This is a genomic window from Streptomyces sp. NBC_00996 (assembly GCF_045162675.1).
Lineage (GTDB): Bacteria > Actinomycetota > Actinomycetes > Streptomycetales > Streptomycetaceae > Streptomyces.
Map to the genome: position 1 here is coordinate 3,481,951 of NZ_CP108723.1, position 25,560 is coordinate 3,507,510.

Genomic DNA, 25,560 nt, shown 5'->3' on the forward strand with positions numbered 1-25,560 from the left:
TAGGGGCACATCCACAGGCAGGGGGGCGCGTGGACATACCTGAACGGGCGGCTTCGGACAACCGGCCCTATTTCTTCCTGAGCTACGCCCACACGCCGGCCTGGGGGCCCGGCGGCGGCGATCCGGATCACTGGGTGCACGTCCTCTTCACGGATCTGTGCGACCACATCATGGCGCTCACAGATCTTCCGGCGGGCGCGCCGGCGGGTTTCATGGACCGGGAGATGCGCTCGGGAGACGGATGGCCGGAAAAGCTCAGTGAGAATCTGGCGACATGCCGGGTGTTCGTGCCGCTGTTCTCGCCGCGGTACTTCACGAGTGAGAGTTGCGGCCGGGAATGGTTCGCGTTCAATGAACGTATTCTGCGGGCGCGGGCGGCCGGTTCCGGTGCCGTTCCGGCCATCGTCCCCGCGCTGTGGACGCATATCGATTACGCCCAACTCCCCGACTCCGTCCGGCATATACATGTGGACCACGGGGCGTTCGGCGACCGGTACGCGGCCAACGGGATATACGGTCTGATCAAGCTGAACCGACTGCACGACGAGTACGAGGAGACCGTCCTCGGGCTGGCCCAGCGGATCGTGCGGGTCGCCCACGAGTCGCCGCTGCCGTCCAGCAGGCCCCGCCCCTACGAGAGCACGCCGAGCGCGTTCAAGCCGCGCGGCGAGGGTCCCCGGCGCATCCATCTGACGGTGGCGGCGCCCAGTCGGCACAGCATCCCCGAGCACCGCGACGCCCGCCCGTACGGCGAGGACGCCCAGGACTGGAACCCGTACCACTCGGAGTCGACCCGCCCGCTGCCCTCGATCGCCGAGGAGTTGATCCGCTCGCTCGACTACCGGATCACGGTGTCGTCCTTCGACGACGAGGACACCGGCGAGACCCTGGTCACGGACGACTCCGACAAGGCGGCGCCGAGCCACCCCGGCATTCTGCTCATCGACCGGTGGGCACTGACCGACGAGGAACGGACCCGCAGACTCAAGGCGTTCGACGCGAACGCCCGCCCCTGGGTCAGCGCGATCGTCCCGTGGAACCGGGCCGACATCCAGTGCCACGGCGAGGAGGGCCGCAAGCTCGCGGCGGACCTGGAGCGGGCGCTGCCGCTGATCCTGGACCGTGGCCGACGCACCGACTGCCGGGTCGCCGTCAACGGCGTGCCCACCCTGAAGGCCTTCACCGACGTCCTGCCGGCCGTCGTCGCGCACGCGACCCGGCAGTACCTCAAGCACGCCGAGGCGCATCCGCCCGCCGGCCCGCCGATCCGCAGGCCCCGCCTGATGGGCCCCATCACGGGCCCCACCCACCCGCCGCTGCCCGAAGGCGGATCCGACCACGGAGGAGAAGAAGCATGACGGCCGCGCAGGACGGACGCATCATCACCTTCTACTCGTACAAAGGGGGCACCGGCCGCACGATGGCCCTGGCCAACACCGCGTGGATCCTCGCCGCCAACGGCAAACGCGTCCTGGCCGTCGACTGGGACCTGGAGGCCCCTGGTCTGCACCGCTTCTTCCACCCCTTTCTCGACCCCAACGCGCTCGCGGCCACCACGGGGGTCATCGACATCATCAACGAGTACGCCTGGGCCGCGACCACCGGCACCCAGCGCTCCGGTGCCTGGCACCTGGACTACGCGCGAGTGGAGCAGCACGCCATCTCGCTGACCCCCGAGCGGCTCGGGCTGCGCTTCGTGGACGGCGGTTCACTCGACTTCCTCTCCGCCGGGCGTCAGGACCGCTCGTACTCCGCGACCGTGTCGTCCTTCGAGTGGGACAACTTCTACGAGCGGCTCGGCGGCGGACTGTTCCTCGACGCGCTGCGCGACGACATGAAGGCCTCGTACGACTACGTCCTGATCGATTCGCGCACCGGGCTGTCCGACAACGCCGACATCTGCACCATGCAGATGCCCGATGTGCTCGTGGACTGCTTCACGCTCAGCGACCAGTCCCTCGACGGCGCGGCGGCCGTGGCCCGCAGCGTGGAGGACGGTTACCGCAAGCGCAAGATCCGGGTGCTGCCCGTGCCGATGAGGATCGACGAGGGCGAGAAGGAGAAGGTCGACGCGGGACGGGCGCTGGCGCGGCTCAAGTTCGACGGGCTGCCCAAGGGGCTCGGGGGCGAGGAACTCGGCGGCGAGGAGCTGACCGCGTACTGGGGCGCCGTCGAGATCCCCTACCGCCCCTACTACGCATACGAGGAGACGCTCGCCACCGTCGGCGACGAGAGCGGTATCGCCAACTCGCTGCTGTCCGCCTTCGAACGGCTCACCGCGGTCATCTCGGACGGCGACGTCACCACGCTGCCGCCGGTGCCGGAGCCGGTGCGGCTGCGCTGCCGCGACGCGTTCCTGCGAAGGCGGCCGATGACCACCGCGGCGGACGTCGTCATCACGTACGCGGCCGAGAACCGCATGTGGGCCGACTGGGCCGAGGCGCTCCTCAAGCGCGCCGGCTGCAATGTCATCCCGCACGACATCGCCACCGGACCCCTCGAGCAGCAGGACACGGCGACACACAATCTCGTCCTGCTGTCGAACGCCTTCCGCAAGTCCCGCTACTCCGACGCCGTGTGGCGTGCCCTCACGGAGTCCGGCACGGACGCCCCGGGCACCGCGCTGATTCCGCTGCGGATCGACGAGGTCCGGCTGCCGGAGTCGTATCTCGACCACAACCCGGTCGATCTGCACCGGCTCGACGAGTCCCAGTGCATCGCCGCGCTGCTCGGCGTGCTGGAGCTGCCGGGCCGGCCCCTCGACGGCAGCCCCTCGGGTCCCCGCTTCCCCGGCAGCACCCCGGCGATCTGGAACGCGCCCCAGCGCAACAACACCTTCACCGGCCGCAATGTCATCCTGGACCGGGTCCGAGATCAGCTCGGCGGCGGCATCTCGGTCGTCCTGCCGCAGCCGCAGGCGCTGTTCGGACTCGGCGGCGTCGGCAAGACACAGGTGGCGCTGGAGTACGTGCACCGGTTCATGGCGGACTACGACCTCGTGTGGTGGATCTCCGCCGAGGACCCCGGCAACGTGGTCTCCTCGCTCGCCGAACTCGCCGCCCGCATCGGCGCGCCCGGCGGCGAGGACATCAACCTGGCCAGCCAGGAAGCCGTGCAGATGCTCGGGCGCGGCGCACCGACCAAACGCTGGATCCTGGTCTTCGACAACGCCGACGACCCCACCCAGCTCACCCGTTACTTCCCGACCGGAGGCGGCGGGCACATCCTCGTCACCTCCCGCAACCAGGCCTGGGCGCAGCAGGGCGCCTCCCTGCCCATCGACGTGTTCCTGCGCGAGGAGAGCGTCGAGCACCTCACCCGGCGCGCCTCGGGGCTCACCGCCGAGGAGGCCGACCAGGTGGCGGTCGCGGTGGGCGACCTTCCGCTGGCCGTGGAGCAGGCGGCGGCCTGGCTCGCCGAGACAGCCACTCCCATCGAGGAGTACCTGCGGCAGCTGGCCGAGCAGACGACGGAAGTGCTGGACCTCAACCAGCCCGCCGACTACCCCAAGACGGTGGCCGCGACCTGGAACATCTCCATCGCCAGGCTCCGCGAGCGCTCCCCGGCCTCCGTACGACTGTTGCAACTCTGTGCGTTCCTGGCCGCCGAACCGATCTCCTCCCATCTGCTCTACAGCAAGGAGATGATCGACGCCCTCAAGCCGTACGACCCCGCCCTCCAGGAGAGTCTGCTGCTCGGCCGGGTCATCCGGGAGATCGGCCGGTTCGCGCTGGCCAAGGTCGACCAGGTCAGCAACAGCATCCAGGTGCACCGCCTGGTCCAGGCGGTGATCCGCTCGCAGCTGACCGAGGAGGAGCAGCGGCAGGCCCGGCACGTCGTGCACACGGTGCTCGCGGGCTGCCGGCCCGACGGCGACGAGCCGATCGACGACCCCGAGACCTGGCCGCGGTTCGCGGTGATCTGGCCGCACCTGAGCGCCTCCGACGCCCGCAACTGCACCGAGGCGGAGACCCGCAGGCTGCTCATCGACCGCGTCCGCTATCTGTGGAAGCGCGGTGAGTTCCCCGGCGCCCAGGCGCTCGCCGAGAACCTCCTCGACCACTGGAAGCCGATCCTCGGCGAGGACGACGTGCAATATCTGTATCTGCGCTGCCAGCTGGGCAACATCCTGCGCTCCCAGGGGCGTTACGTGGAGGCCCGGGAAATCAACACCGAACTCCTCGCACGCCAGAAGCGGGTGCTCGGCCCGTCACACCCCCACACATACGTGACCATGTCCGGCCTCGCCAGCGACCTCGCGGCACTGGGCGTGTACGGGTCGGCGGTGGAGTTCGCGCGCGAGGCGCACGAGGGCTTCAGCCAGATCTTCCACGAGTCGCACCGCCGCACCCTCAGCGCCGCCAACAACCTCGCGCTCGCGCTGCGTATGGTCGGCCGCTACGGCGAGGCACGCGCCATCGACCAGGACACCTACGACCGGCGGATCGAGGTGCTCGGCCCCGACCACCCGTACACCCTCGCGTCGGCCGCGCGCCTGGGCCGCGACCTGCGCGAGGTCGGCCGCTACACGGAGTCGGTCTCCCTCCTCTCCCGCGCCTACGACGCACACAAGCGCATCCTCGGCAAGGAGTTCCCGGGCACCCTGAGCTGCGCCAAGTCGCTCGCCGTGTCGCTGCGCAGGGCGGGCCAGTTCGAGGACGCCCGTCGGCTGACGACGGCGACGCGTGCGCAGTACCGGGCGCAGTATCCGAAGGCGACCCCCGACTCGCTCGCCTGCGATCTGAACATGGCCGCCGACCTGTTCGCCGCGGATGAGCGGGAGGCCGCGCGCGAGGTCGCCCGGGAGGCGCTGGCCGAGTACATGAAGGTCCCGGGCGAGGCCCACCCCTACACCCAGGCCGCCCTCAACAACCTCGGCATCTTCCACTGGGGCTGCGGCGACACCGAGGAGGCCGAAACCGTCTTCCGCCAAGTCCTGCGCCGCATGGGCGAGGTGCTCGGCGAACAACACCCCCACACCCTCTTCACCGGCATCAACTACGCCAACGTCCTCGCCGACCAGGGCCGCCTCGCCGAGGCCCGCAAGCTGGAGGAGAACGCGGTCGTCAAACTCCGCGCGGTCCTCGGAGCCCACCACCCGGAAACCCTCGCCATCGTCACCAACTCCGCGCTGACGCTCGCCGCGCTGGGTCACAAGGACGAGGCCCGCCGCCTTCGTGACGAAGCCCTGGGCGAGCTGCGCACGCTGCTGGGCGACGAGAACGGGATGACCCGGGTGGCGGCGGACGAGCGCCGCATCTACCGGGACTTGGAGCCGCTGGCGGTGTGATCGCCCCCAGTTCCCCGCGCCCCATTCAGGGGGAGCGGGGAACTGCGCAACCTCTTAAGCGGGGGCCTGGGGGCGGCAGCCCCCGGATACGGGACGGGCAGGGGCGGAGGGGGCGAGCACCCGTGTGTCCGCCAGCAGCCACGTCAGTACCTTCGGCAGGGCCCGCAACGCGGCGAAGTGCGCCGCGGTCGGTTCGAGGACGGCCGTGGCCCGCGGAATCCGGGCGGCGAGCCAGGACGAGTGCGACGCCGGCGAGAAGACGTCCTTCACGCCGTGCCACAACAGCACCGGCACCTGGATCTGCGCCGGCTCGAAGCCCCAGTGCCCGGTCAGAGCCAACGCGTCGTCGATCCACCCGTACGGCGAAGTCCGCAACGCCTCCCGGTAGTTGCGGAGCAGCATCGACCGAATGGTGTTGTCCGAGACGATCTGCCGGTCGTCGTCGGTGAGTTCGTGCCGCAACTCCTGCAGGAGCCGCACCGGGTCGCGCCGAATCGCGGCCGACCGCGGAATCAGCCGGGCGACGAACCGCTCGGGATCGGTGAACGCGGTCCGGAACTCGTTGACGTTCGACGGCGCCATCCCCGCGAACCAGTCGAGCCCCTCCGCGTTCCGCGGCGCCAGCCCGACCAGCGCGGCGGCCCGGGTCACCCGCTCCGGCATCAGCGCCGCACACGCCAGCGCGTGCGGCGCGCCTCCGGACCGCCCGGCCACCGCGAACCGCTCGACGCCCAGGGCGTCGGCCACAGCCGCCACATCGTGGACGACATCGACGACGCGACGTCCGGGCATACGGTCGGACCCGCCGTACCCCGGGCGGTCGTAGCTGATGAGCCGGGTGCCGCGCTGGTACAGGAACATGGAGCGTGGCCGGGGTCCCACCCGGCTGCCGGGCATCCCGTGCAGCAGGAACACCGGGCGACCACGCGGATCCCCCGAAACTTCGACGCGCAGCAACCGCCCGTCCGCCGTCCGTACATGGTCACGCACAGCGCTCCCCCTCCCCCGGTCTCCCCCGGCCCGGTGAACCGGGGCAAACGCTGCACGATCCTTGCCCAGCCGCCCGCACGGCGAAACGAATCAGCAGGTCAACAAGGCTTCATATCAAGCCACTTGACGGCACCGCCGCCTCCGTAGCGGCCACCCCGTACACATCTGACCAGGATGCACCCTCGGGGACGAGGGCGGAACGGTATGACCCAGCGAGCGCGCACCTGGCACAGCCTTCCGGGCCCTGTGGCCTGCCTTCCGTCAACCGACGCGGTTGATCGGCGGGCAGTGCCACCGCGCGTCGATGACCTCGGGGCGCGGGAGGTACATGCGCAGCGCGACGTACCAGATGCCCTGCTGCGGCGTGGGCAGCCAGTTGGGCTCCCGCTCGGGCCCCGGCGAGTCCGGCTGCAGGTAGAGGGTCAAACCCCCGTCATCGTCTCTGACCAGCCCCCGGGTGCGGTCTCCGACGGAGTACCGGTTGATCGGATTCGGGATCAGGTTCCGGTCCTCGTCGTAGGCGGTCAGCGACCAGAACGCGTCGACCGGGGGCAGCGTCCCCGCATCGAAGCGCAGCTCGTAGCGGCCGGTGGTCAGCGTCTCGCCGGCGCCGTCGGTGAAGGCCGCCAGGTAGACCGCTTCCTCGGGATCGTTGATGGCGATGTCCACCAGGGACTGCTCCGCGGCCCGCCTGAGGAAGTCGTCCCCGTAGTGCCCGATCTGCGGGGAAGGGTAGCGCCAGCCGTTGATCTGCTCGGCCCACTGGCCGCTGAGCAGCTGTTGTTCGAGCATCGGCACGGCGGTGGCAGCGGCCCGGATCAGGCCCTCCTTCACCGGCTCCGGCTGTGCCTCGACGTCCAGCCCCGGGCCGATGCCGATCTCCGCGAACTGCCGGAGCAGGACATCGTGGTGCTTCGGCAGAGGGTTCTCTGCCAGCACCGCGTTGAGTGTCTTCCACGGACCGAGCGGATCCTCGGCGGGGTCGACCGGCACCGGTACGTCGCGGCGTTCCGGGAGCTTGGCGCCCTCCTCGCCGAACAGGTGGAGCGGCGTCAGCCGGTACTGCTGCTGCAGCGCGTGGACGGCCGGGAGGTCTTCCTCGCCCTCGACGAGGGTCCGCCCGACCACCAGGACCCAGGGGGTGGGGGCGTTTGCCGTGCGGCGCACGCCCTTCGGGAGGTCCCCGCTCCAGCCCGGGCCGATGAGGGCGAAGTCACCGACCCCTGATCCGGTCGCCCGCATGCCCACGTAGTCGTAGTTGTCGGAGGTGAAGGCGACCAGTTCGAAGGTGAAGTAGCGGTCGGCCATTGAGGGTCGCGTGCAGGGGGTGCCGGGACAGCGAGTGGGGGCGTTATATGCGAGTTGGGCCTACTTCGAGTAGATCACCGCAGCCACAGCCCGGCAACAGCACGTCATCGCGGCAGGCTCTGTCCAGCAGCTTCGCGGCCGTCGGCGTCGGCGTCGGCGTCGGCGGACCGGGCAGCGCAAGCAGGGGCCTGCGGGCAGTCCGGGCCTCCTCAGCCCTCCGGTCGAACTCCTGGAGCTGCGCCGTCAGTTCCGCGACGCGTCCCCGGTTCGCTTCGGCCTGCACGGCGATCTCACCCTCCCGCTCCTCCAGGTGCGCCGGTACCCGCCCAGGGTCAGCTCGCCGCCCCTCATGCGCCGCGCCGGGCGGGGAGTGGAGGTGGCGGTCGGTACGCGGGCCATCCGGTCTCTCATGGCCCAGTACACCCTCGACTCTGCCGAAGCGGGCCGGCGCTCCTGGTCACGTACGACTGATCCTCCTGGTCCGAACAAGTGTCGACCCGCGTGCGCGAGTGCGGGGAAGGCGGACTGGAAGCGGTGGCCCGGTTACGGTCGATGGACGAGCGGTCGGCGCCGACCGATGTGCGGGAGGTACTGCTGTGTCGACTGCGGAGCCGCGATCCATTGTCACGATCCTCCCGATCATTTCGGGACTTGCCATCGCTTTCACGATCACGGCCATCGACCCGCTGGTCCTCAGCCTGAACATGCCGCAGGTCAGCCGGGCGCTCCACGTGCCGCCCGACGTCGTCGGGTTCCTGGGAGGTGCGGCGACGCTGGCCATGGCCGCCGCCGTGCTCGCCGTGGGCAGTCTCGGGGATGCCTTCGGGCTCAAGCGGATGCTGATGCTGGGGCTGGTCGGCGACATCGTCGTCAACCTGCTCTCCGCGATCTCCCCCGGCTACACGTTCCTGCTGGTGACGCGACTCCTCGACGGCCTGGCGCTGGCCGCGGTCCTGGGCGTGTCGATGGCCCTGCTCAAGGTGTCGGTGCCTCCGGAGAGACGGCCGGCCGCCATCGGCATCTTCATGGCCATGGATATGGTGCTGAGCGGGGTGACCCCCGCGATCGGGGGCTGGGTGGTGGAGGCCGTCGGCTGGCGGTGGCTGTTCCTGCTCGCCCCTTTGCTGTCGCTGATCGCGCTGGGGCTGACGGCCCGGTACGTCACCGAGCCCCCCGTCCTGGAGCGCCGCGGAGTCGACGTCGTCGGCGTCAGCCTGGTCGGCGTCACCCTGCTGACCCTCGTCCATGGCGTCGCCGAGGCGGAGAACGGGATCTCCCAGCTCCAGGCCTGGCTGCCACTGGTGATCACTGCGGTCGCCGGCGTGCTGTTCGTGCTCCGTGAACGCCGTACACCGCAACCGGTCCTCGACCTGTCGCTGTTCCGCAGCGGTCCGTTCGCCGTGGCCGCGCTGGCCAGCCTGACGCTCAACTTCCTCGTCGCGGGGTTCAGTTTCGCCCTCGGGCAGTTCGGCAGTGTGATCCTCTCGCTGCCCCCGCGCACCATCGGCCTGCTGTTCCTGCCCGGCACGGTGGCGATCGCGGTCGCCGTCATCTTCGCCGGGCGTCTGATCGGGAAGTACACCCCCCGGCCGGTCCTCATCACCGGCCTGCTGGTGATGGTCGCGGGCGGGCTGCTGATGGCGGCCACCGCTACGCCCACGATGGCTCTGTGGATCGTCGTACTGGCAACCTGGCTCACCAACCTGGGGTCGCTGGTGACCTCCTCCGCGGTGGCCGAGACCATCCTTTCGCACGCCCCGCCCGGAAAGTCCGGCGCCGTCGCCTCCGTCCAGCCGGCGTTCGGAATGACCGGCTACGCGCTCGGCCCCGCCGTCTACCTCCTGCTTCTCAACCTCTTCTTCCAGCGGCAGTGGCTCAACGACGCCGACGCGCGGGGTACGTCGGCGTCCGAGGCCGCTCAGGCGGTGGACGCGACGCGAAGCGCGATGGCGCACAGTCCGGGCACCGCCGGATACGACCCGAACCTGCTCAGGCAGTCCGGACTGGACCTCGGGCTGGACTTCACCAACGGCCTGCGGCTCACCATGCTGGTCGTGAGCCTCCCGCCGCTCGCCCTGGCTGTGGCGGCGTACCTGCTCATGCCCCGCCGGCCCCGGACCGCACCGTAGGAACCGTCCGGGTCACCAGACGTCAGACCTCAGACCCGGCGTGGCACGTGGGAACGAGCCGAGCTCGGGGCACGGTCGGCTTCCGCCCGGCGGCACACACGTCCCCGTGGGGCCCGGCTGCGGCGGGCGCCGCGTCCGCGTAAGTGCCATGTGCTCCGGGCAATCCGGCCACCGCGGACGGGGACGAACCCCGAGGTGCTCCCACCGCTGATCCTCAAACCGAGGCCAACCCCAAGGGTCTGGCCATCAAGGCCTTCGACACGATCCGCGCCGGCGTCGCCGCCGACCGGTTGCAGTTCTACCACGGCCTCAACGAGGCCTTTACGACTTCGATCACGAGGGCCCTCCGGTCTCCGACGGAGTGTCACGAGTACCGGTGCCAGGCGGCACAAGGTGTCCAGTTATTCGGCCATCTCGTCCCGGCGGGCCCGTCCGATGACCGAGTAGGGGAACTCGGCGCAGGTCGGCTCGCAGACCTGGAAACCCAGTGTCCCGAATCCTGCGTCCAGCCCCTCGCACACACCACCTGCGGAGACCTGCCCCGACGCCAGGCCAACACTCAGCCAGGTCAGGGCGACTCGAACCAACGCCGGTGGCAACGGAGTCGAGCTCGCAAGCAGCGGATTCAGCTCCTTGCGTCAAGGCCCTGAATCCGCACCCCTGCTGAGACGTTTCCGCAGGTGACGGGCCTAAACAGTGGGGCGGGTGGGACTCGAACCCACGGCCGACGGATTATGAGTCCGCTGCTCTAACCGGCTGAGCTACCGCCCCATACGGCGTGTCGCGCACATTTGTGCGCGCCGTCTGCCGCAGCATAGCCGCTCATACGATCTCCTGCTTCGGATGGTCGGCATCGCACGACCATGAGGACTTCGGCGCGGCCTGCACGGTTCCCCCGGACATGAAAAAGGACCCCTGAGGGGTCCTCTTCCGCTGCTCTCCCGACTGGACTCGAACCAGTAACCTGCCGGTTAACAGCCGGCTGCTCTGCCAATTGAGCTACAGGAGATCGAGCTCCCCCGACTGGACTCGAACCAGTAACCTGCCGGTTAACAGCCGGCTGCTCTGCCAATTGAGCTACGGAGGAATGCCTCGTTGCATCGAACGCACCTACCTGGGTATTCGCCAGGGGGCGTGCGCTCGCTGCGACACATACATTAGCGCAAGCAGGGGGGGTGCTCCCAATCGGTTCCCCCGTACCGATGCCGACGCAAGGGAAGGGTGGCCGTCATGCGCTACCGGCTCACATTCGTCGCCGGACTGGCTCTGGGTTACGTGCTCGGCACGCGCGCCGGGCGCGAGCGCTACGAGCAGCTGAAGAAGTCCGCGCGCCAGGCTGCCCAGAACCCGGCGGTGCGCAACACCGCGGAGAGCGCCGCCCAGCAGGGCCGCGAGTTCGCGGGCAAGGCATACCACGTGGTCAGCGAGAAGGTGGGCGACCACGTTCCCGACGCGGTGGCCGAGCGGGTGCGCTCCCTGCGCGCACGGAACACCAACGGCACCGGCGGGGACGACTGGGGCACCAGCAACACCTAGTGCGCTGCGCCAGAAGTTCGTCGGTGGATTCACGCCTTGCCCGGCCGGGTTGGTTGTCCGCCCATCCAGCCCCGGCCTGCGAGTATTCGGCCAAGTCGGCGGCAGTGGGGCACCAAGAACTAACGACGAATTGATGGCGCAGGACACTAGTGCCGCGTCAGCCAAGGTTCGCCCCGTCGCGACGCCCGGCACGCACTCTCGCCGCACCGGCCGCCGCTCCTCAACGGGCAAACCTTGGCTGACCGCACTAGCTCCGGCCTCTCCGGCCACGCCGGGGTCACGGACTCCGACCCCGCCGTGCCCACGCGGCGCGCTCATGCCCCGACGTACGGCAGAATTTCCGCCATGGGGATAGTCGCCGGGTTGGACAGTTCGCCCGATTTCACTCGTATCGTCGTCTGCGACACGGACACGGGTGCCGTGCTCAGGCAGGGGTATGCGCCGCACCCGGTGGAAGCCACCGAGGGCGGCGGGCGTCCTTCCGACGTCGATCCGCAGGCCTGGCTGCTGTCCCTGGGCGAGGCCGCCGGCGGCGGACTGCTCGAAGGTGTGCAGGCCATCGGCGTGTCGGCGCAGCAGAACGGCCTGGTCCCGCTGGACGCGCAGGGCAATACGGTGCGGCCGGCGCTGGTGGGCGGTGACAAGCGGGCTCAGGTCGCCGCCGCCGATCTCATCGACGCGCTCGGCGGACGCGAGGCGTGGGCGCAGGCCGTGGGCTGCGTACCGCAGGCCGCGCAGCCGGTGACCAAGCTGCGCTGGCTGAACAAGACCGAGCCGGAGGCCGCGCTGCGGACCACCGTGCTCATGCAGGCCCACGACTGGCTGGTCTGGCAGCTGCTCGGGCGCCCGGCGCGCCGGACCACCGATCGCGGCGGGGCCTCCGGGACCGGCTACTGGTCGGCGGCGACCGGCGCGTACCGGCCGGATCTCGTCGAGCTGGCACTCGGGCACCAGGCCGCACTGCCGGACGTGCTCGGCCCGTCCGACGCGGCCGGCACCACGCCGGAGGGGCTGCTGATCTCCGCCGGGACCGGCGAGACGATGGCGGCGGCGTTCGGGCTCGGCATCGGGCTCGGCGACGCGGTGGTGTCACTGGGCGCCTCCGGGTCCGTGATGGCCGTGCACCCCGAGGCGCTGGTGGACTCCACCGGCATGATCACCTCCCTCGCGGACGCGACCGGCATGCATCTGCCCGTCGTCACCACGCTCAATGCCGTACGGGCGCTGCGCGGCGCCGCCGAACTCCTCGGCGTGCCCGATCTGGAGGGCCTGTCCGATCTGGCGATGAAGTCGACTCCGGGCGCCCACGGGCTCGTACTGCTGCCCTATTTGGAGGGCGAGCGGACGCCGAATCTGCCGCACACCGCGGGGACGCTGTCCGGGCTGCGGCGGGAGTCGATGCGGCCCGAGCATCTGGCGCGGGCCGCCTTCGAGGGGATGCTGTGCGGGCTCGCGGACGCGCTGGACGTGCTGCGCGGGCGCGGTGTCGACGTACGGCGGATCTTCCTCCTGGGACCGGTCGCCGAGCTGCCCGCCGTCCAGGCGGTCGCGCCCGCGCTGTTCGGGGCGCAGGTCGTCGTACCGCAGCCCGCGGACTACGCGGCGCTCGGCGCGGCCCGGCAGGCGGCCTGGGCCCTCGGGGTCTCGCAGGGCACGCTCGATCCGCGGCTGCCTCCCGTCTGGCAGGGTGCGGTCGCCCAAGTGCTGGAGCCGGGTGAGGAACTCGCCGTGGGGCAGGCCGTACGACAGCAGTACGTCTCCGTACGCGAACAGACGCATCCGGGGGCGTTCCGGGCGTAACGCGCCCCCACCGGCCTACGTCTGAGGTCTGAGGTCTTGTCCACTCTTGGCCCGCAGTCGAGTTAATCGGTTGAGGTAACACGGGTGGAGTGTTCGACGATAGGGGGTGGTGCACCACCGATCGACCACCGATCGACCACTGATCGCCCATCGATCGCCCTGCCGTCGTCGACTCCGAGAGACCCCGCGTGCTCATACGACTCCTTCGGACCTACCTCAGTCCGTACAAGAAGCCCATCTCCCTTCTGGTGCTGCTGCAGTTCCTGCAGACCTGCGCCACTCTCTACTTGCCCACTCTGAACGCGCACATCATTGATAACGGTGTCGTGAAGGGGGACACGGGTTACATCCTGTCCTTCGGCGCCGTGATGATCGGAATTTCGCTGGCACAGGTGGTCTGCAACATGGGGGCCGTCTACTACGGCGCCCGCACGGCGTCGGCGGTGGGCCGGGACATCCGGGCCGCCGTCTTCGACCGCGTCCAGTCCTTCTCGGCGCGTGAGGTCGGCCATTTCGGGGCGCCCTCGCTGATCACCCGCACCACCAATGACGTCCAGCAGGTGCAGATGCTCACCCTGATGACGTTCACCCTGCTGGTGTCGGCGCCGATCATGTGCGTGGGCGGCATCATCCTGGCCCTCGGCCTGGACGTGCCGCTGTCCGGGGTGCTGGTCGCCGTGGTGCCGGTCCTCGGCGTCTCCGTGACCCTCATCGTGCGCAGGCTGCGCCCGCTGTTCCGCACCATGCAGGTGCGCCTGGACACCGTGAACCGGGTGCTGCGCGAGCAGATCACCGGCAACCGCGTGATCCGTGCCTTCGTGCGCGACGACTACGAGAAGGACCGCTTCCGGGGCGCGAACACCGAGCTGACCGAGGTGTCCCTCGGCACCGGGCGGATACTGGCGCTGATGTTCCCGATCGTCATGACCGTGGTGAACCTGTCGTCCATCGCGGTCGTCTGGTTCGGCGCCCACCGCATCGACAGCGGCGGCATGCAGATCGGCGATCTGACGGCGTTCCTCGCCTACCTCATGCAGATCGTGATGTCCGTGATGATGGCGACCTTCATGTTCATGATGGTGCCGCGCGCGGAGGTCTGCGCCGAGCGCATCCAGGAGGTCCTGGGCACGGACAGCAGCGTGGTGCCTCCCACCGCGCCCGTCCTGGAACTGCGGCGCCACGGCCACCTGGAGATCCGCGAGGCGGGGTTCCGCTACCCGGGTGCCGAGGAGCCGGTGCTCAAGGCCATCGACCTGGTGGCGCGGCCCGGCGAGGTGACCGCCGTGATCGGGTCCACCGGCAGCGGCAAGTCGACGCTGCTCGGGCTGGTCCCCCGGCTGTTCGACGCCACCGACGGGGAGGTGCTCGTCGACGGCGTGGACGTCGCGACCATCGAGCCCAAGCTGCTGGCCAGGACGGTCGGCCTCGTCCCGCAGAAGCCCTACCTCTTCGCGGGCACGGTGGCCACGAACCTGCGGTACGGCAATCCGGACGCGACCGACGAGGAGCTGTGGCACGCGCTGGAGGTGGCGCAGGCCAGGGGCTTCGTGGAGGCTCTCGAGAACGGCCTCGACTCGCCGATCGCGCAGGGCGGCACAAATGTGTCGGGCGGTCAGCGCCAGCGTCTGGCCATCGCCCGCACCCTCGTACAGCGCCCCGAGATCTACCTGTTCGACGACTCCTTCTCGGCGCTCGACTACGCGACCGACGCGGCGCTGCGGGCGGCGCTCTCCGAGGAAACCTCCGAGGCCACCGTCGTGATCGTCGCCCAGCGGGTGTCGACCATCCGGGACGCCGACCGGATCGTGGTCCTCGACGAGGGCCGGGTCGTCGGCACCGGGCGCCACCACGAACTGATGGCGGACAACGAGACCTACCGGGAGATCGTGCTCTCCCAGCTGACGGAAGCGGAGGCTGCCTGATGGCGGGGCCGATGGGGCGGATGATGGCCGGGGGCGGCCCCGATCAGCGCTCGATGGATTTCAAGGGGTCCGGCAAACGGCTCCTCGCACAGTTCAAACCCGAGCGGGCCACGATGTACGCGATGCTGATCGCCGTGGTCCTCAGCGTGGGCCTTTCGGTGGTCGGGCCGAAGATCCTCGGCCGGGCGACCGACCTGGTCTTCGCGGGCATCGTCGGGCGCCGGATGCCCGAAGGCGCCACGAAGGCCGAGGTCCTCGCGTCCATGCGGAAGAGCGGCGACGGCGCCATGGCCGACATGCTCTCCGGGACGGACTTCACTCCGGGCAAGGGCATCGACTTCAACGCGGTCGGCGAGGTGCTCGGCCTCGCGCTCGTGGTGTTCGTCCTGGCCGGCCTGTTGATGGCCGTGGCGACGCGGCTGGTGAACCGGGCGGTCAACAAGACCGTCTTCCACATGCGCGAGGACCTGCAGGCGAAGCTGTCGCGGCTTCCGCTGTCGTACTTCGACAAGCGGCAGCGCGGTGAGGTGCTGAGCCGGGCGACGAACGACATCGACAACATCGGCCAGACCCTTCAGCAGTCGATGGGCCAGCTCATCAACTCCCTGCTGACCATCGTGGGCGTGCTCGCGATGATGTTCTGGGTCTCCCCGCTGCTCGCTCTGGTCGCGCTGGTCACGGTCCCGCTCTCGTTCTTCGTGGCCACGCGCGTCGGCAAGCGGTCGCAGCCGCACTTCGTGCAGCAGTGGCGCACCACCGGCAAGCTCAACGCGCACATCGAGGAGATGTACACCGGGCACACCCTGGTCAAGGTGTTCGGGCGGCAGGAGGAGTCGGCGGCGCAGTTCGCCGAGCAGAACGAGCAGTTGTACGAGGCCGGGTTCAAGGCGCAGTTCAACAGCGGGGTCATGCAGCCGCTGATGATGTTCGTGTCGAACCTGAACTATGTGCTGGTGGCGGTGGTCGGCGGTCTGCGCGTCGCTTCGGGTTCCCTGTCCATCGGTGACGTGCAGGCCTTCATCCAGTACTCCCGCCAGTTCTCGATGCCGCTGACGCAGGTGGCGTCGATGGCGAACCTGGTGCAGTCGGGTGTCGCCTCGGCCGAGCGCGTCTTCGAACTCCTCGACGCGGACGAGCAGGAGAGCGACCCGGTCCCGGCGGCCCGTCCCGACGAGCTGCGCGGGCGGGTGGCACTGGAGAACGTGTCCTTCCGGTACGACCCCGAGAAGCCGCTGATCGAGGATCTGTCGCTGAAGGTGGAGCCCGGGCACACGGTGGCCATCGTCGGTCCGACGGGCGCCGGCAAGACGACGCTCGTCAACCTCCTGATGCGGTTCTACGACGTCACGGGCGGGCGCATCGCTCTCGACGGGGTCGACATCGCGACCATGTCCCGGGACGATCTGCGGGCCGGGATCGGGATGGTGCTCCAGGACACCTGGCTGTTCGGGGGCACGATCGCCGAGAACATCGCGTACGGGGCTGGAATTGACGGGGGGGCGCGAAGCGCCTCCGGCAAGGGTGGCGGTGGGCGACCGGTGGGCGTCACGCGCGGCGAGATCGAGGAGGCGGCGCGGGCCGCTCACGCGGACCGGTTCATCCGTACGCTGCCCGACGGGTACGACACCGTGATCGACGACGAGGGGACCGGGGTCAGCGCGGGAGAGAAGCAGCTGATCACGATCGCCCGGGCGTTCCTGTCCGATCCGGTGATCCTCGTTCTCGACGAGGCGACGAGTTCGGTGGACACCCGTACGGAGGTACTGATCCAGAAGGCGATGGCGAAGCTCGCGCACGGGCGGACGTCGTTCGTCATCGCGCACCGTCTGTCGACCATTCGCGATGCCGACACCATCCTGGTGATGGAGAACGGTTCGATCGTGGAACAGGGTGCCCACACGGACCTGCTCGCCGCGAACGGGGCCTACGCGCGGCTCTACAAGGCCCAGTTCGCCCAGGCGGTGGCCGAGGTCGACTGAGGACTGCCCCATGGGGGTTCTTCGCCCCCGCCGCCCCCGACCGTCCCCGTCGCTCAAAAGATTGCGCGGTTCCCCGCGCGCCTGAAAAGGGGCGCGGGGAACCGCGCGAACGGGGTCCGGGGCGGAGCCCCGGGTCGGGACGGGCAGGGGCGTAAGGGGCGGAAACAGCCCTGCTCAATCCAAGTAGCCCCGCAGCTGGTCGGCGAACGCGTGGTCCCTCAGTTTGTTGAGGGTCTTGGACTCGATCTGGCGGATGCGTTCGCGGGTGACGCCGAAGATGCGGCCTATTTCCTCCAGAGTGCGCGGGCGCCCGTCCGCGAGGCCGTACCGGAGTTGGACGACCTTGCGTTCACGCTCGCCCAGCGTGGAGAGGACCGCCTCCAGGTGCTCCCTGAGCAGGAGGAAGGCCGCGGACTCCACCGGGCTCGTCGCGTCACCGTCCTCGATCAGGTCGCCGAGGGCGACGTCGTCCTCCTCCCCCACGGGAGCGTGGAGCGACACCGGCTCCTGGGCCAGGCGCAGGACTTCGCTGACACGCTCGCTGGGCAGGTCGAGGTGTGCGGCGACCTCCTCGGGAGTGGGCTCGTACCCGCGCTCCTGCAGCATGCGCCGCTGGACGCGGACCACCCGGTTGATCAGCTCGACCACGTGTACCGGGACGCGAATCGTCCGGGCCTGGTCGGCGAGCGCACGCGACATGGCCTGGCGGATCCACCAGGTCGCGTACGTGGAGAACTTGTACCCACGGGCGTAGTCGAACTTCTCGACGGCCCTGATGAGCCCGAGGTTCCCCTCCTGGACCAGGTCGAGCATGGTCAGCCCCCGCCCCACGTACCGCTTGGCGACGGAGACGACGAGCCGCAGGTTCGCCTCGATGAGCCGGCGCTTGGCCATGCGGCCCATGACGACCAGCTTGTCCAGGTCGAGGGCGAGCTGACTGTCCAGGTCGGGGGTGAGACGCAGCTTCTCCTCGGCGAAGAGTCCGGCCTCGACCCGGCGGGCGAGCTCGACCTCCTCGGCCGCGGTGAGCAGCGGAATGCGGCCGATCTCCCGCAGGTACTGGCGGAACAGGTCGGACGAGGGACCACCGGTGTCGGCCGTACGGCCGCGGGGCAGTTCGACGGGCTCGGGGGCCTCGGCCTCGACCTCGGGGGCCTCGACGGCGCCCACGGGCGGCTCGTCCGGCCCGGGCGGGCCCTCCGGCTCCGCCTCGGGGTGGTGCGCGGCACGGCTCTGCGGGGGTACCGCCGTGACGACGTCGGTATCCGTGTCCGTGGTGATGTCGGTCTGGGTGAGGGTCTGGGTCTGCACGGGGGCGACCTCCAGGAATGTCGCTGCTGAGACGTGCGGCAGCGGTACGTCGGGGATGGGGTCGACGGCCTCGCCGCTGTCCATCCCGTAGTCGTTTAGCGGAACCGCGGGGATCGGGAACCCGTCGCGTTCGGGTCGGCCGCGCTCCGAGGACTCAGGCACCGGAACCCAGTGTGGAGTACGACACATCGCCGCCACGAGGGGCGTGCGGTGACTTTTTGCGTCCGGTCCGTGACCGCACGGTTACCGTGCCGTACGAGTGCGCAGCTCACCCCGCGCAAAACAGATTGAAGGGTGGACCAGATTTGGCATGTGCGCCGTGCAGCAGGGCCCCACAGGCCTCAGAGCGCCTCCGCGCCCCGCTCGCGCAATGCCTGCTCGTACTGCTGCAGCACCCACAACTCGTTCTGCACGGCCGCCAGCTGCGCCGGGTCGCCGTGGGCGCTCTGCCGGGCCAGGGAGCCCTGAACGTCCCGGATACGGCGGTCGACGGCGCGGCGGCGGACCATGACCAGCTGATCGCCCGCGTAGCCCTCGTCGACGGTCTTGCGCAGGATCGCCTCGACGGCCAGCTCCGTGACCATCGCGCGCACCACGTCGTCCGGGGCGGCCTCGCGGACCCGGACCAGATACTCCTGGGGGTCCTGGACGCCGTACTCGGCGCCACCCGCCTCCATGATCGTCTGGCGCACGGCCGCGTACGGCGGGGCGGTGAACTCGTCGATCCCGTACGCGTCGAACGCCGGGGACACCAATTCCGGCCGCTGGAGGGCGAGTTTGAGGAGCTCGCGCTCGGTGGCGAAGACGGGGTTGCGGAGGTTGAGCGCCGGACCGCCGACGGGTGCCTGGACGGCGGCGTACGTCTGCTGGTGGCGCTGCCCGGTCGGTGCCGGGCCCTTGCCGCCGCGGTCGCGGGCCCAGCGGGCCAGCTGGGCCACCCGCTTGACGACGAACTGGGTGTCGAGAATGCCGAGCATGCCGGCGAGCTGCACGGCGACCTCGTGCTGCGCTCCGCTGTTCTTGATGCGGGCGACGATGGGCGCCGCCTCGTCCAGGGCGGCCGCGCGCCCTGCCGGCGTCTCCAGGTCGTAGCGCAGCACGATCTGGCGGAGCGCGAACTCGAAGAGCGGGGTGCGGGGTTCGACCAGGTCGGCGACCGCCTCGTCGCCCTTGGCGAGGCGCAGCTCGCAGGGGTCCATGCCGTCCGGGGCGATCGCGATGTACGTCTCCGCCGCGAACTTCTGGTCGTCCTCGAAGGCGCGCAGCGCCGCCTTCTGGCCGGCCGCGTCGCCGTCGAAGGTGAAGATCACGCGCGCCGAGCCGTTGTCCATCAGCAGCCGGCGGAGGATTTTGATGTGGTCGCCGCCGAACGCCGTGCCGCAGGTCGCGATCGCCGTCGTGATCCCCGCCAGATGGCAGGCCATCACGTCCGTGTAGCCCTCGACCACGACCGCCCGGCTGCTCTTGGCGATCTCCTTCTTGGCGAGGTCGATGCCGTACAGGACCTGGGACTTCTTGTAGATCGCGGTGTCTGGCGTGTTCAGGTACTTGGGTCCGTTGTCCGACTCGTACAGCTTCCGCGCGCCGAAGCCGACGACCTCGCCGCCGATGTCGCGGATCGGCCACATCAGGCGGCCGCGGAAGCGGTCGATGGGGCCGCGGCGGCCCTCCTGGGAGAGGCCGGAGAGGAGCAGTTCCTTGTCGGTGAAGCCGTTGCCGCGGAGGTAGCGAGTGAGATGGTCCCAGCCTTGGGGGCTGTAGCCGACGCCGAAGTGGGCGGCGGCCGCCTGGTCGAAGCCGCGCTCGGCGAGGAAGGTGCGGCCCGCGTCGGCCTCCGCGCTGGTACCGAGCTGCTCGATGTAGAACTGCGCGGCCGCCTTGTGCGCCTCGACCAGGCGGATGCGCTCGCCGCGCTGGTGGGAGGGGTTGTACCCGCCCTCCTCGTACCGCAGCGTGATGCCCGCCTGGCCGGCGAGGCGCTCGACGGCTTCCGAGAAGGAGAGGTGGTCGACCTTCATCACGAACGTGATGGTGTCGCCGCCTTCCTGGCAGCCGAAGCAGTGGAAGAGTCCCTTGCTCGGGCTGACCTGGAAGGACGGTGACTTCTCGTCGTGGAACGGGCACAGGCCCTTGAGGTTGCCGCCGCCCGCGTTGCGCAGCTGAAGGTACTCGGACACCACGGCGTCGATCGGGACCGCGTCCCGAACAGCCTTCACGTCCTCGTCGTTGATCCTTCCAGCCACGAGGTGATTCTACGGGGCAGAACTGACACTCCTGGGGCGAGGTGACAGCCCCCGGCCGGGGGGGCCGGGGGCTGTCCCCCAGGAATCACAGCAGGGGGGAGGGTGTGGCAGCCGAATGCCGCCGTCGGTCACGGGGCCAGGCTGTCCAGCGGAACGTGCGGGTCGGCCAGCGCCTCGGTGTCCACCTGGGCACGGGAGCGGATCAGCCGTTGGATCGGATCCGTGACGTCCCACACATTCACGTTCATCCCGGCCAGCACCCGCCCCTCCTTCATCCAGAACGCGATGAACTGCCGCTTCCCCGCGTCTCCCCGGATCACCACCTCGTCGTACGACCCCGCAGGCGCCCACCCCGAGTACTCCATCCCCACGTCGTACTGATCGGAGAAGAAGTACGGCACCCGGTCGTAGGTCACCTCGCGCCCCAGCATCGAGCGCGCCGCCGCCGGTCCGCCGTTGAGCGCGTTGGCCCAGTGCTCGACGCGCAGCCGGGTGTCGAAGAGGGTGTGGTGGAAGGCTGCCACGTCACCGGCCGCGTAGATGTCGGGGTCGGAGGTGCGCAGTCGCTCGTCGACCGCGATGCCGCCGCCGTGCGCGCGGTCGGCGAGGGTGAGGCCCGCGGCCTCGCCGAGAGCGGTGCGCGGGGCCGCCCCGATGGCCGCCAGAACGTCGTGGGCGGGGTGCTCCTCGCCGTCGTCGGTGCGGGCGGCGAGCACCATGCCGTCCTGGCCGACGATCTCGGTCAGCCGGCGGCCGAAGTGGAAGCGGACGCCGTGCTCGCGGTGCAGTTCGGCGAAGACCTGGCCGAGCTCGGGGCCGAGGACCGCGTGCAGCGGGGTCGGCCCGTGCTCGACGACGGTGACCTCGGCGCCGTACTCACGGGCCGCCGCCGCGACCTCCAGGCCGATCCAGCCGGCGCCCGCGATCACGATGTGCCCGTTGTCACGGCCGAGGGCGGAGAGGACGCCCTTCAGCCGCTCGGCGTGCGCCAGGCGGCGCAGGTGGTGGACGCCCGCGAGGTCGGTGCCCGGGATGTCGAGCCGGCGCGGCTCCGCGCCGGTCGCGAGGAGCAGTTTGTCGTAGTGGACGAGGGTGCCGTCGTCACCGAAGCGGACGGTCTTCGCGATGCGGTCGATGGCGTCGACGGTCTGGCCGAGGTGCAGCTCGATGTCGTTCTGCGCGTACCACGCGGGTTCGTGCACGAAGACGCTGTCACGCTCCTCCTTGCCGAGGAGATAGCCCTTGGACAGCGGCGGGCGTTCGTAGGGGTGGTCGCGTTCGTCGCAGATCAGTATCACGCGGCCGGTGAAGCCCTCCGCTCGGAGCGTCTCGGCCGCCTTCGCGCCGGCGAGACCTCCCCCCACGATGACGAATGTCTGATCCGCGTCGACCACTTGATGCCTCCTCGTAAGGATGTCGCCACATGCGAGCGTCCCGCACGGAGCGTGATGCGGGAAGAGGGAGTGGCCCGATCAGGCCACGCAGGGTCACACTTCCCCTCAGGACCTGTCCGTCGGATCATGCCGGAGACGCGAGGTCCGACACGCCCATCTACGGCGTTGTCGTCACTTGCCGACTCCCCCACGCCCGGCTTCACTCGCGCGGGGGGACCCCCATCGCGTCGACGCCCTCCTCCGCCGTGCAGCTGGACGCACCAGACCTCTCTCACCTCCGCTTGTCACGCACCGCTGCTCTCCTCCGGCCCGATCCGCCGGACAGGTCCTCCCCCATAGGAACGCGTGGTGAGCCTGAGGTGCAGGGAACGCGCCGAGGCATCGGTGAGCGAAGCGATCTGGTCGACGATCACGCGCTTGCGGGTACGGTCGTCGATCGCATGGTCGAACAGCGCCCGGAACTGCGGATCCAGGCCGTCGGGCGCGCGGGCCGTGAGCGCCTGTGCCAGTTCGGCGACGACGATCCGCTGGTCGGCGCGGAGCCGCTCCTGCTCGGCGCGCTGCATGACGTACCGGTCGGCGACGGCCTTGAGAACGGCGCACTCGTGGCGCGCACCGCGAGGGACGACCAGCTCCGCCGCGTACCGCGTGAGCCGTCCGCTGCCGTACGTCGCGCGTGTGGCGCCCTCCGCCGCCAGGCAGAAACGGCCGATGAGCTGGCTGGTGGCGTCCTTCAACCGGGCCTGTGCGACGGCCGATCCGTCGTACCCGTGCGGCCACCACTCCTGGTCCAGGAGGCGGTCGAGGGCCTCGGACAGCTCGGCGGGATCCGTGTCCGCGGGCACGTACCGCCCGATGGCCACCGCGAAGATCTCCTGCCGTTCGGGCTCCGCGTGCAGGCAGTTGGGGTCGATGTGGCCCGCGTGCAGACCGTCCTCGACGTCGTGCACCGAATACGCCACGTCGTCCGACCAGTCCATGACCTGGGCCTCGAAGCACGTACGGCTGCCGGGGGCGCCCTTGCGGACCCAGTCGAAGACCGGCCGGTCGTCCTCGTAGACCCCGAATTTGGGCGACTTGGGGTCGGTGGGGTGGGCGCCGCGCGCCCAGGGGTACTTGGTGGCGGCGTCCAGGGCGGCGCGGGTGAGGTTGAGCCCGACGCTGACAAGCTCGCCGCCCGCCGCGCCGGCGGCCGATGTCACCGCGTCCGAGTGGACGAAGCGCTTGGGCTCGATCCGGGTGAGCAGGCGCAGGGACTGCGCGTTGCCCTCGAACCCTCCGCAGTCCTCCGCGAACTCGTTCAGCGCCTGTTCGCCGTTGTGCCCGAAGGGCGGGTGCCCGAGGTCGTGGGAGAGGCAGGCCGCCTCGACCAGGTCGGGGTCGCAGCCGAGCGCCGCGCCCAGTTCTCGGCCGACCTGGGCGCACTCCAGGGAGTGGGTCAGGCGCGTACGGGGGCTGGCGTCCCAGACCTGGCTCCTGGTGCCCGGCGTGACTACCTGGGTCTTGCCCGCGAGCCGGCGCAGGGCGGCGGAGTGCAGCACGCGCGCGCGGTCGCGCTGGAAGGCTGTGCGGCCGGGGCGTTTGTCGGGCTCGACGGCGAAGCGGTCGACTGCGGACTCGTCGTACGCCTGCCGTCCGTCGTGCGCCGCGTGGTTCTCGTATGCCTTGGGTGCCTTCGGTGCGATGCCTTCCATGCCACCGACAGTAAACGCAGCCAGTGACAATCGGGACGTACTCGGCGCTGACGAACGGGGTGGAGCCGTCCGGTTCAGGCCGAGGCCAGTGCGCGCTCCGGGGCGGGCTCGGGGGTCGCGACGGCCTGGTCGTAGCGGTGCAGGACGAGGCGGGCCATCGCCGGATGGTCGCCCAGCGGATCGGCGGCGATCCAGGGGGCGGCCTCGGCGCACTGGGTGGCGAAGCGGCCGGGGGCGGTGAAGTACGAGGCGACGGCGACCCGGTGGCGGCCGCGGGTGGCGAGGGCGCGCAGGGCAGCGGAGACGGTGGGCGCGGCGGCCGACGCGTACGCGGGGACGACGGGGACGCCGAGGCGTTCGGCGAGCAGCTGGGCGGTGCGGCGGGTGTCGACAGCCGCGTCGGGGTCGCGGGAACCGGCGGCGGCGAGCACGACTGCGCTCGCGCGGCGCGCGCTGTCGCTCATTCTGGTGCGCCATCCGGCCTCGACGAGCCGCGCGTACAGCGTCTCCACGAGCAGCGGGTGCGGGCCGAGCGGGGCGGCGACGCGGGTGCGTACGCCGGGCGCGGCGGCCGCGGCTTCGGGGATGTCGTGCTTGACGTGGTAGCCGCGACTGAGCAGCAGCGGTACGAGGACGGCGTTCTCCTTGCCACCGAGGGAGGCGAGCGTGTCGGTCAGCAGGGGCTCGTTCAGCTCGATGTGGCCCAGGTGCACCGACAGGTGCGGGCGCAGCTCGCGGATCCGCTCGATCAGGGTGCGTATGGTGCTCAGCGCCCGCGGGTCGCGGCTGCCGTGCCCCACGAGGACGAGCGCGGGCGGCGCCGGGCGGCGCGTGCCGTCGAGCGAGACGAGGCTGAGCTGGCTGCCGAGCTGGCTGGTGATCCGGTTCATGAGTTGCGCCGTACTGTCGAGGTGACTGTCTGGGTGGGCACCACGCGGCGGCCGACCGCCGGGGCGGTGGAGGGACTCGTCGCGAGGAGGGTTCGACGCCGTCATGGAGCGATCCTGACGGCAGGAGGTTGCCGGGTCGTTGCGCGGGCATGACGGGTGTTTTCCAGGGGTTCACGAGAAGATGCATAGGGTGTGTGAGCCCTCGTGACCTGCGACGACGACTCCCCGAGTGAATCTGGTCACTCTTGCCGCCGCGAACCGGATCACTCCACGCCGCGTCCTCCATGGTCGAGGCCACCTGGGGAGGGGACCGTTCGATGCGCCGTCCGAAGCTACCGAAACCGCGCATACCGCGCGTGCTGCGTCTGCCCCGTACGCGTACCGGCCAGCGGCGCGCCGTGCAGGGGCTCATGGTGCTGTGCGTGCTCGCGCTGCTGCCCGCGACCTGGATGTACGTGGTGACGGGCGACCGACTGCGCACGACGGCGAACGTCCCGCGCACCGAGGTCGCGGTGGTCTTCGGCGCGGGCCTGTGGGACGGCGAGCCGTCGCCCTACCTCGCCCACCGCCTCGACGCGGCCGCGAAGCTCTACCGGGCGGGCCGGGTCGAGGTCGTCCTCGTCACCGGCGACAACAGCCGCAAGGACTACGACGAGCCGGACGCGATGCGGGCGTACCTCACCAAGCGCGGCGTGCCCGACGGGCGGATCGTCAGCGACTACGCCGGCTTCGACACCTGGGACTCCTGCGTCCGCGCGAAGAAGATCTTCGGCGTCGACCGGGCCGTGCTGATCAGTCAGGGCTTCCACATCCGCCGGGCGGTCGCGCTGTGTCAGGCTGCGGGGGTCGAGTCGTACGGGGTCGGGGTCGACGCCAAGCACGACGTCACCTGGTACTACGGGGGTGCCCGCGAGGTCTTCGCCGCGGGGAAGGCCGCGCTGGACGCGGTGTTCAAGCCGGATCCGCGGTTCCTGGGGCCGAAGGAGCCGGGAGTTGCCCGGGCGTTGGGGGCGGCGCGATAGGGGGTTGCTACGGCGGCTTTTCGCCCCCTCCGTCCCTACCCGTCCCGCACCT

15 protein-coding genes and 3 tRNA genes are annotated in these 25,560 nt (G+C 70.3%); 8 read left to right on the plus strand and 10 right to left on the minus strand.

Annotated elements, in window-relative coordinates; all coding sequences use genetic code 11:
- The first annotated feature begins 29 nt into the window (after nt 1-29).
- Both OG390_RS16450 and fxsT read left to right on the plus strand, forming a co-directional pair.
- Nucleotides 30-1,358: a TIR-like protein FxsC gene (locus OG390_RS16450; protein ID WP_406168662.1), complete on the plus strand. Its 1,329-nt coding sequence runs from the start codon at nt 30-32 to the stop codon at nt 1,356-1,358.
- The gene (gene fxsT / locus OG390_RS16455; protein ID WP_406168664.1) at nt 1,355-5,290 is read left to right on the plus strand and encodes an FxSxx-COOH system tetratricopeptide repeat protein; all 3,936 of its coding nucleotides are present in this window, start codon (nt 1,355-1,357) and stop codon (nt 5,288-5,290) included. The genes OG390_RS16450 and fxsT overlap by 4 nt, the downstream gene beginning before the upstream one ends.
- A 54-nt stretch (nt 5,291-5,344) precedes the next feature.
- Here fxsT and OG390_RS16460 read toward each other — a convergent pair whose 3' ends face one another.
- Both OG390_RS16460 and OG390_RS16465 read right to left on the minus strand, forming a co-directional pair.
- Nucleotides 5,345-6,280, minus strand: a complete 936-nt coding sequence (locus tag OG390_RS16460; protein ID WP_406168666.1) for an alpha/beta fold hydrolase — start codon at nt 6,278-6,280, stop codon at nt 5,345-5,347.
- Between the two features lie 261 nt (nt 6,281-6,541).
- The gene (locus OG390_RS16465; protein ID WP_406168668.1) at nt 6,542-7,588 is read right to left on the minus strand and encodes a DUF1254 domain-containing protein; all 1,047 of its coding nucleotides are present in this window, start codon (nt 7,586-7,588) and stop codon (nt 6,542-6,544) included.
- A 596-nt stretch (nt 7,589-8,184) separates the two neighbouring features.
- Between OG390_RS16465 and OG390_RS16470 the strand changes: the two genes are divergently transcribed.
- Nucleotides 8,185-9,717, plus strand: coding sequence for an MFS transporter (locus tag OG390_RS16470; protein WP_406168670.1), 1,533 nt, complete (start codon nt 8,185-8,187; stop codon nt 9,715-9,717).
- A 697-nt stretch (nt 9,718-10,414) separates the two neighbouring features.
- On the opposite strand, the gene OG390_RS16475 is transcribed toward OG390_RS16470, so the two are convergent.
- The 3 genes from OG390_RS16475 to OG390_RS16485 all read right to left on the minus strand — a co-directional run bounded on the left by OG390_RS16475 (nt 10,415) and on the right by OG390_RS16485 (nt 10,804).
- Nucleotides 10,415-10,488 (minus strand) — tRNA-Ile (locus OG390_RS16475).
- Nucleotides 10,489-10,653: 165 nt separating this feature from the next.
- Nucleotides 10,654-10,726 (minus strand) — tRNA-Asn (locus tag OG390_RS16480).
- Nucleotides 10,727-10,731: 5 nt separating this feature from the next.
- Nucleotides 10,732-10,804: transfer RNA gene (locus OG390_RS16485), tRNA-Asn, on the minus strand.
- A gap of 143 nt (nt 10,805-10,947) precedes the next feature.
- Here OG390_RS16485 and OG390_RS16490 point away from each other — a divergent pair.
- From OG390_RS16490 to OG390_RS16505, 4 genes are all read left to right on the plus strand, one after another.
- On the plus strand, nt 10,948-11,253 hold the full coding sequence (locus OG390_RS16490) for a YtxH domain-containing protein (RefSeq protein WP_406168672.1): 306 nt from the start codon (nt 10,948-10,950) through the stop codon (nt 11,251-11,253).
- Between the two features lie 345 nt (nt 11,254-11,598).
- Nucleotides 11,599-13,053: an FGGY family carbohydrate kinase gene (locus OG390_RS16495; protein ID WP_406168673.1), complete on the plus strand. Its 1,455-nt coding sequence runs from the start codon at nt 11,599-11,601 to the stop codon at nt 13,051-13,053.
- Nucleotides 13,054-13,241: 188 nt separating this feature from the next.
- Nucleotides 13,242-14,975 (plus strand): ABC transporter ATP-binding protein, encoded by a 1,734-nt coding sequence (locus OG390_RS16500; protein ID WP_406168675.1) that lies wholly within the window; start codon nt 13,242-13,244, stop codon nt 14,973-14,975.
- Nucleotides 14,975-16,954, plus strand: coding sequence for an ABC transporter ATP-binding protein (locus OG390_RS16505; protein ID WP_406168677.1), 1,980 nt, complete (start codon nt 14,975-14,977; stop codon nt 16,952-16,954). Before OG390_RS16500 ends, OG390_RS16505 begins: the two co-directional genes overlap by 1 nt.
- Before the next feature lie 174 nt (nt 16,955-17,128).
- On the opposite strand, the gene OG390_RS16510 is transcribed toward OG390_RS16505, so the two are convergent.
- From OG390_RS16510 to OG390_RS16530, 5 genes are all read right to left on the minus strand, one after another.
- A complete protein-coding gene (locus OG390_RS16510; RefSeq protein WP_406168678.1) occupies nt 17,129-18,427 on the minus strand; it encodes an RNA polymerase sigma factor in 1,299 nt (432 codons plus the stop codon).
- Nucleotides 18,428-18,606: 179 nt separating this feature from the next.
- Nucleotides 18,607-20,508, minus strand: a complete 1,902-nt coding sequence (dnaG, locus tag OG390_RS16515; protein ID WP_406168680.1) for a DNA primase — start codon at nt 20,506-20,508, stop codon at nt 18,607-18,609.
- Nucleotides 20,509-20,636: 128 nt separating this feature from the next.
- Complete coding sequence (locus OG390_RS16520) at nt 20,637-21,902, minus strand: NAD(P)/FAD-dependent oxidoreductase (RefSeq protein WP_406168682.1); 1,266 nt, start codon at nt 21,900-21,902, stop codon at nt 20,637-20,639.
- A 284-nt stretch (nt 21,903-22,186) separates the two neighbouring features.
- A complete protein-coding gene (locus OG390_RS16525) occupies nt 22,187-23,596 on the minus strand; it encodes a deoxyguanosinetriphosphate triphosphohydrolase (protein WP_406168684.1) in 1,410 nt (469 codons plus the stop codon).
- A gap of 74 nt (nt 23,597-23,670) precedes the next feature.
- Nucleotides 23,671-24,591 carry a sirohydrochlorin chelatase gene (locus OG390_RS16530; RefSeq protein ID WP_406168686.1) on the minus strand — a complete coding sequence of 307 codons (921 nt, stop codon included), beginning with the start codon at nt 24,589-24,591 and terminating at the stop codon, nt 23,671-23,673.
- A 212-nt stretch (nt 24,592-24,803) separates the two neighbouring features.
- Between OG390_RS16530 and OG390_RS16535 the strand changes: the two genes are divergently transcribed.
- The gene (locus tag OG390_RS16535) at nt 24,804-25,508 is read left to right on the plus strand and encodes a vancomycin high temperature exclusion protein (protein WP_406168688.1); all 705 of its coding nucleotides are present in this window, start codon (nt 24,804-24,806) and stop codon (nt 25,506-25,508) included.
- Nucleotides 25,509-25,560: the final 52 nt, after the last annotated feature.

Excerpts from the sequence above, each read along its gene's own strand:
- OG390_RS16465 (WP_406168668.1), bottom strand. The coding sequence starts at position 7,588 with ATGGCCGACCGCTACTTCACCTTCGAACTGGTCGCCTTCACCTCCGAC.
- OG390_RS16505 (WP_406168677.1), top strand. The coding sequence starts at position 14,975 with ATGGCGGGGCCGATGGGGCGGATGATGGCCGGGGGCGGCCCCGATCAG.
- OG390_RS16530 (WP_406168686.1), bottom strand. The coding sequence starts at position 24,591 with ATGACGGCGTCGAACCCTCCTCGCGACGAGTCCCTCCACCGCCCCGGC.
- OG390_RS16490 (WP_406168672.1), top strand. The coding sequence starts at position 10,948 with ATGCGCTACCGGCTCACATTCGTCGCCGGACTGGCTCTGGGTTACGTG.
- fxsT (WP_406168664.1), top strand. The coding sequence starts at position 1,355 with ATGACGGCCGCGCAGGACGGACGCATCATCACCTTCTACTCGTACAAA.
- OG390_RS16495 (WP_406168673.1), top strand. The coding sequence starts at position 11,599 with ATGGGGATAGTCGCCGGGTTGGACAGTTCGCCCGATTTCACTCGTATC.
- OG390_RS16525 (WP_406168684.1), bottom strand. The coding sequence starts at position 23,596 with ATGGAAGGCATCGCACCGAAGGCACCCAAGGCATACGAGAACCACGCG.
- OG390_RS16535 (WP_406168688.1), top strand. The coding sequence starts at position 24,804 with ATGCGCCGTCCGAAGCTACCGAAACCGCGCATACCGCGCGTGCTGCGT.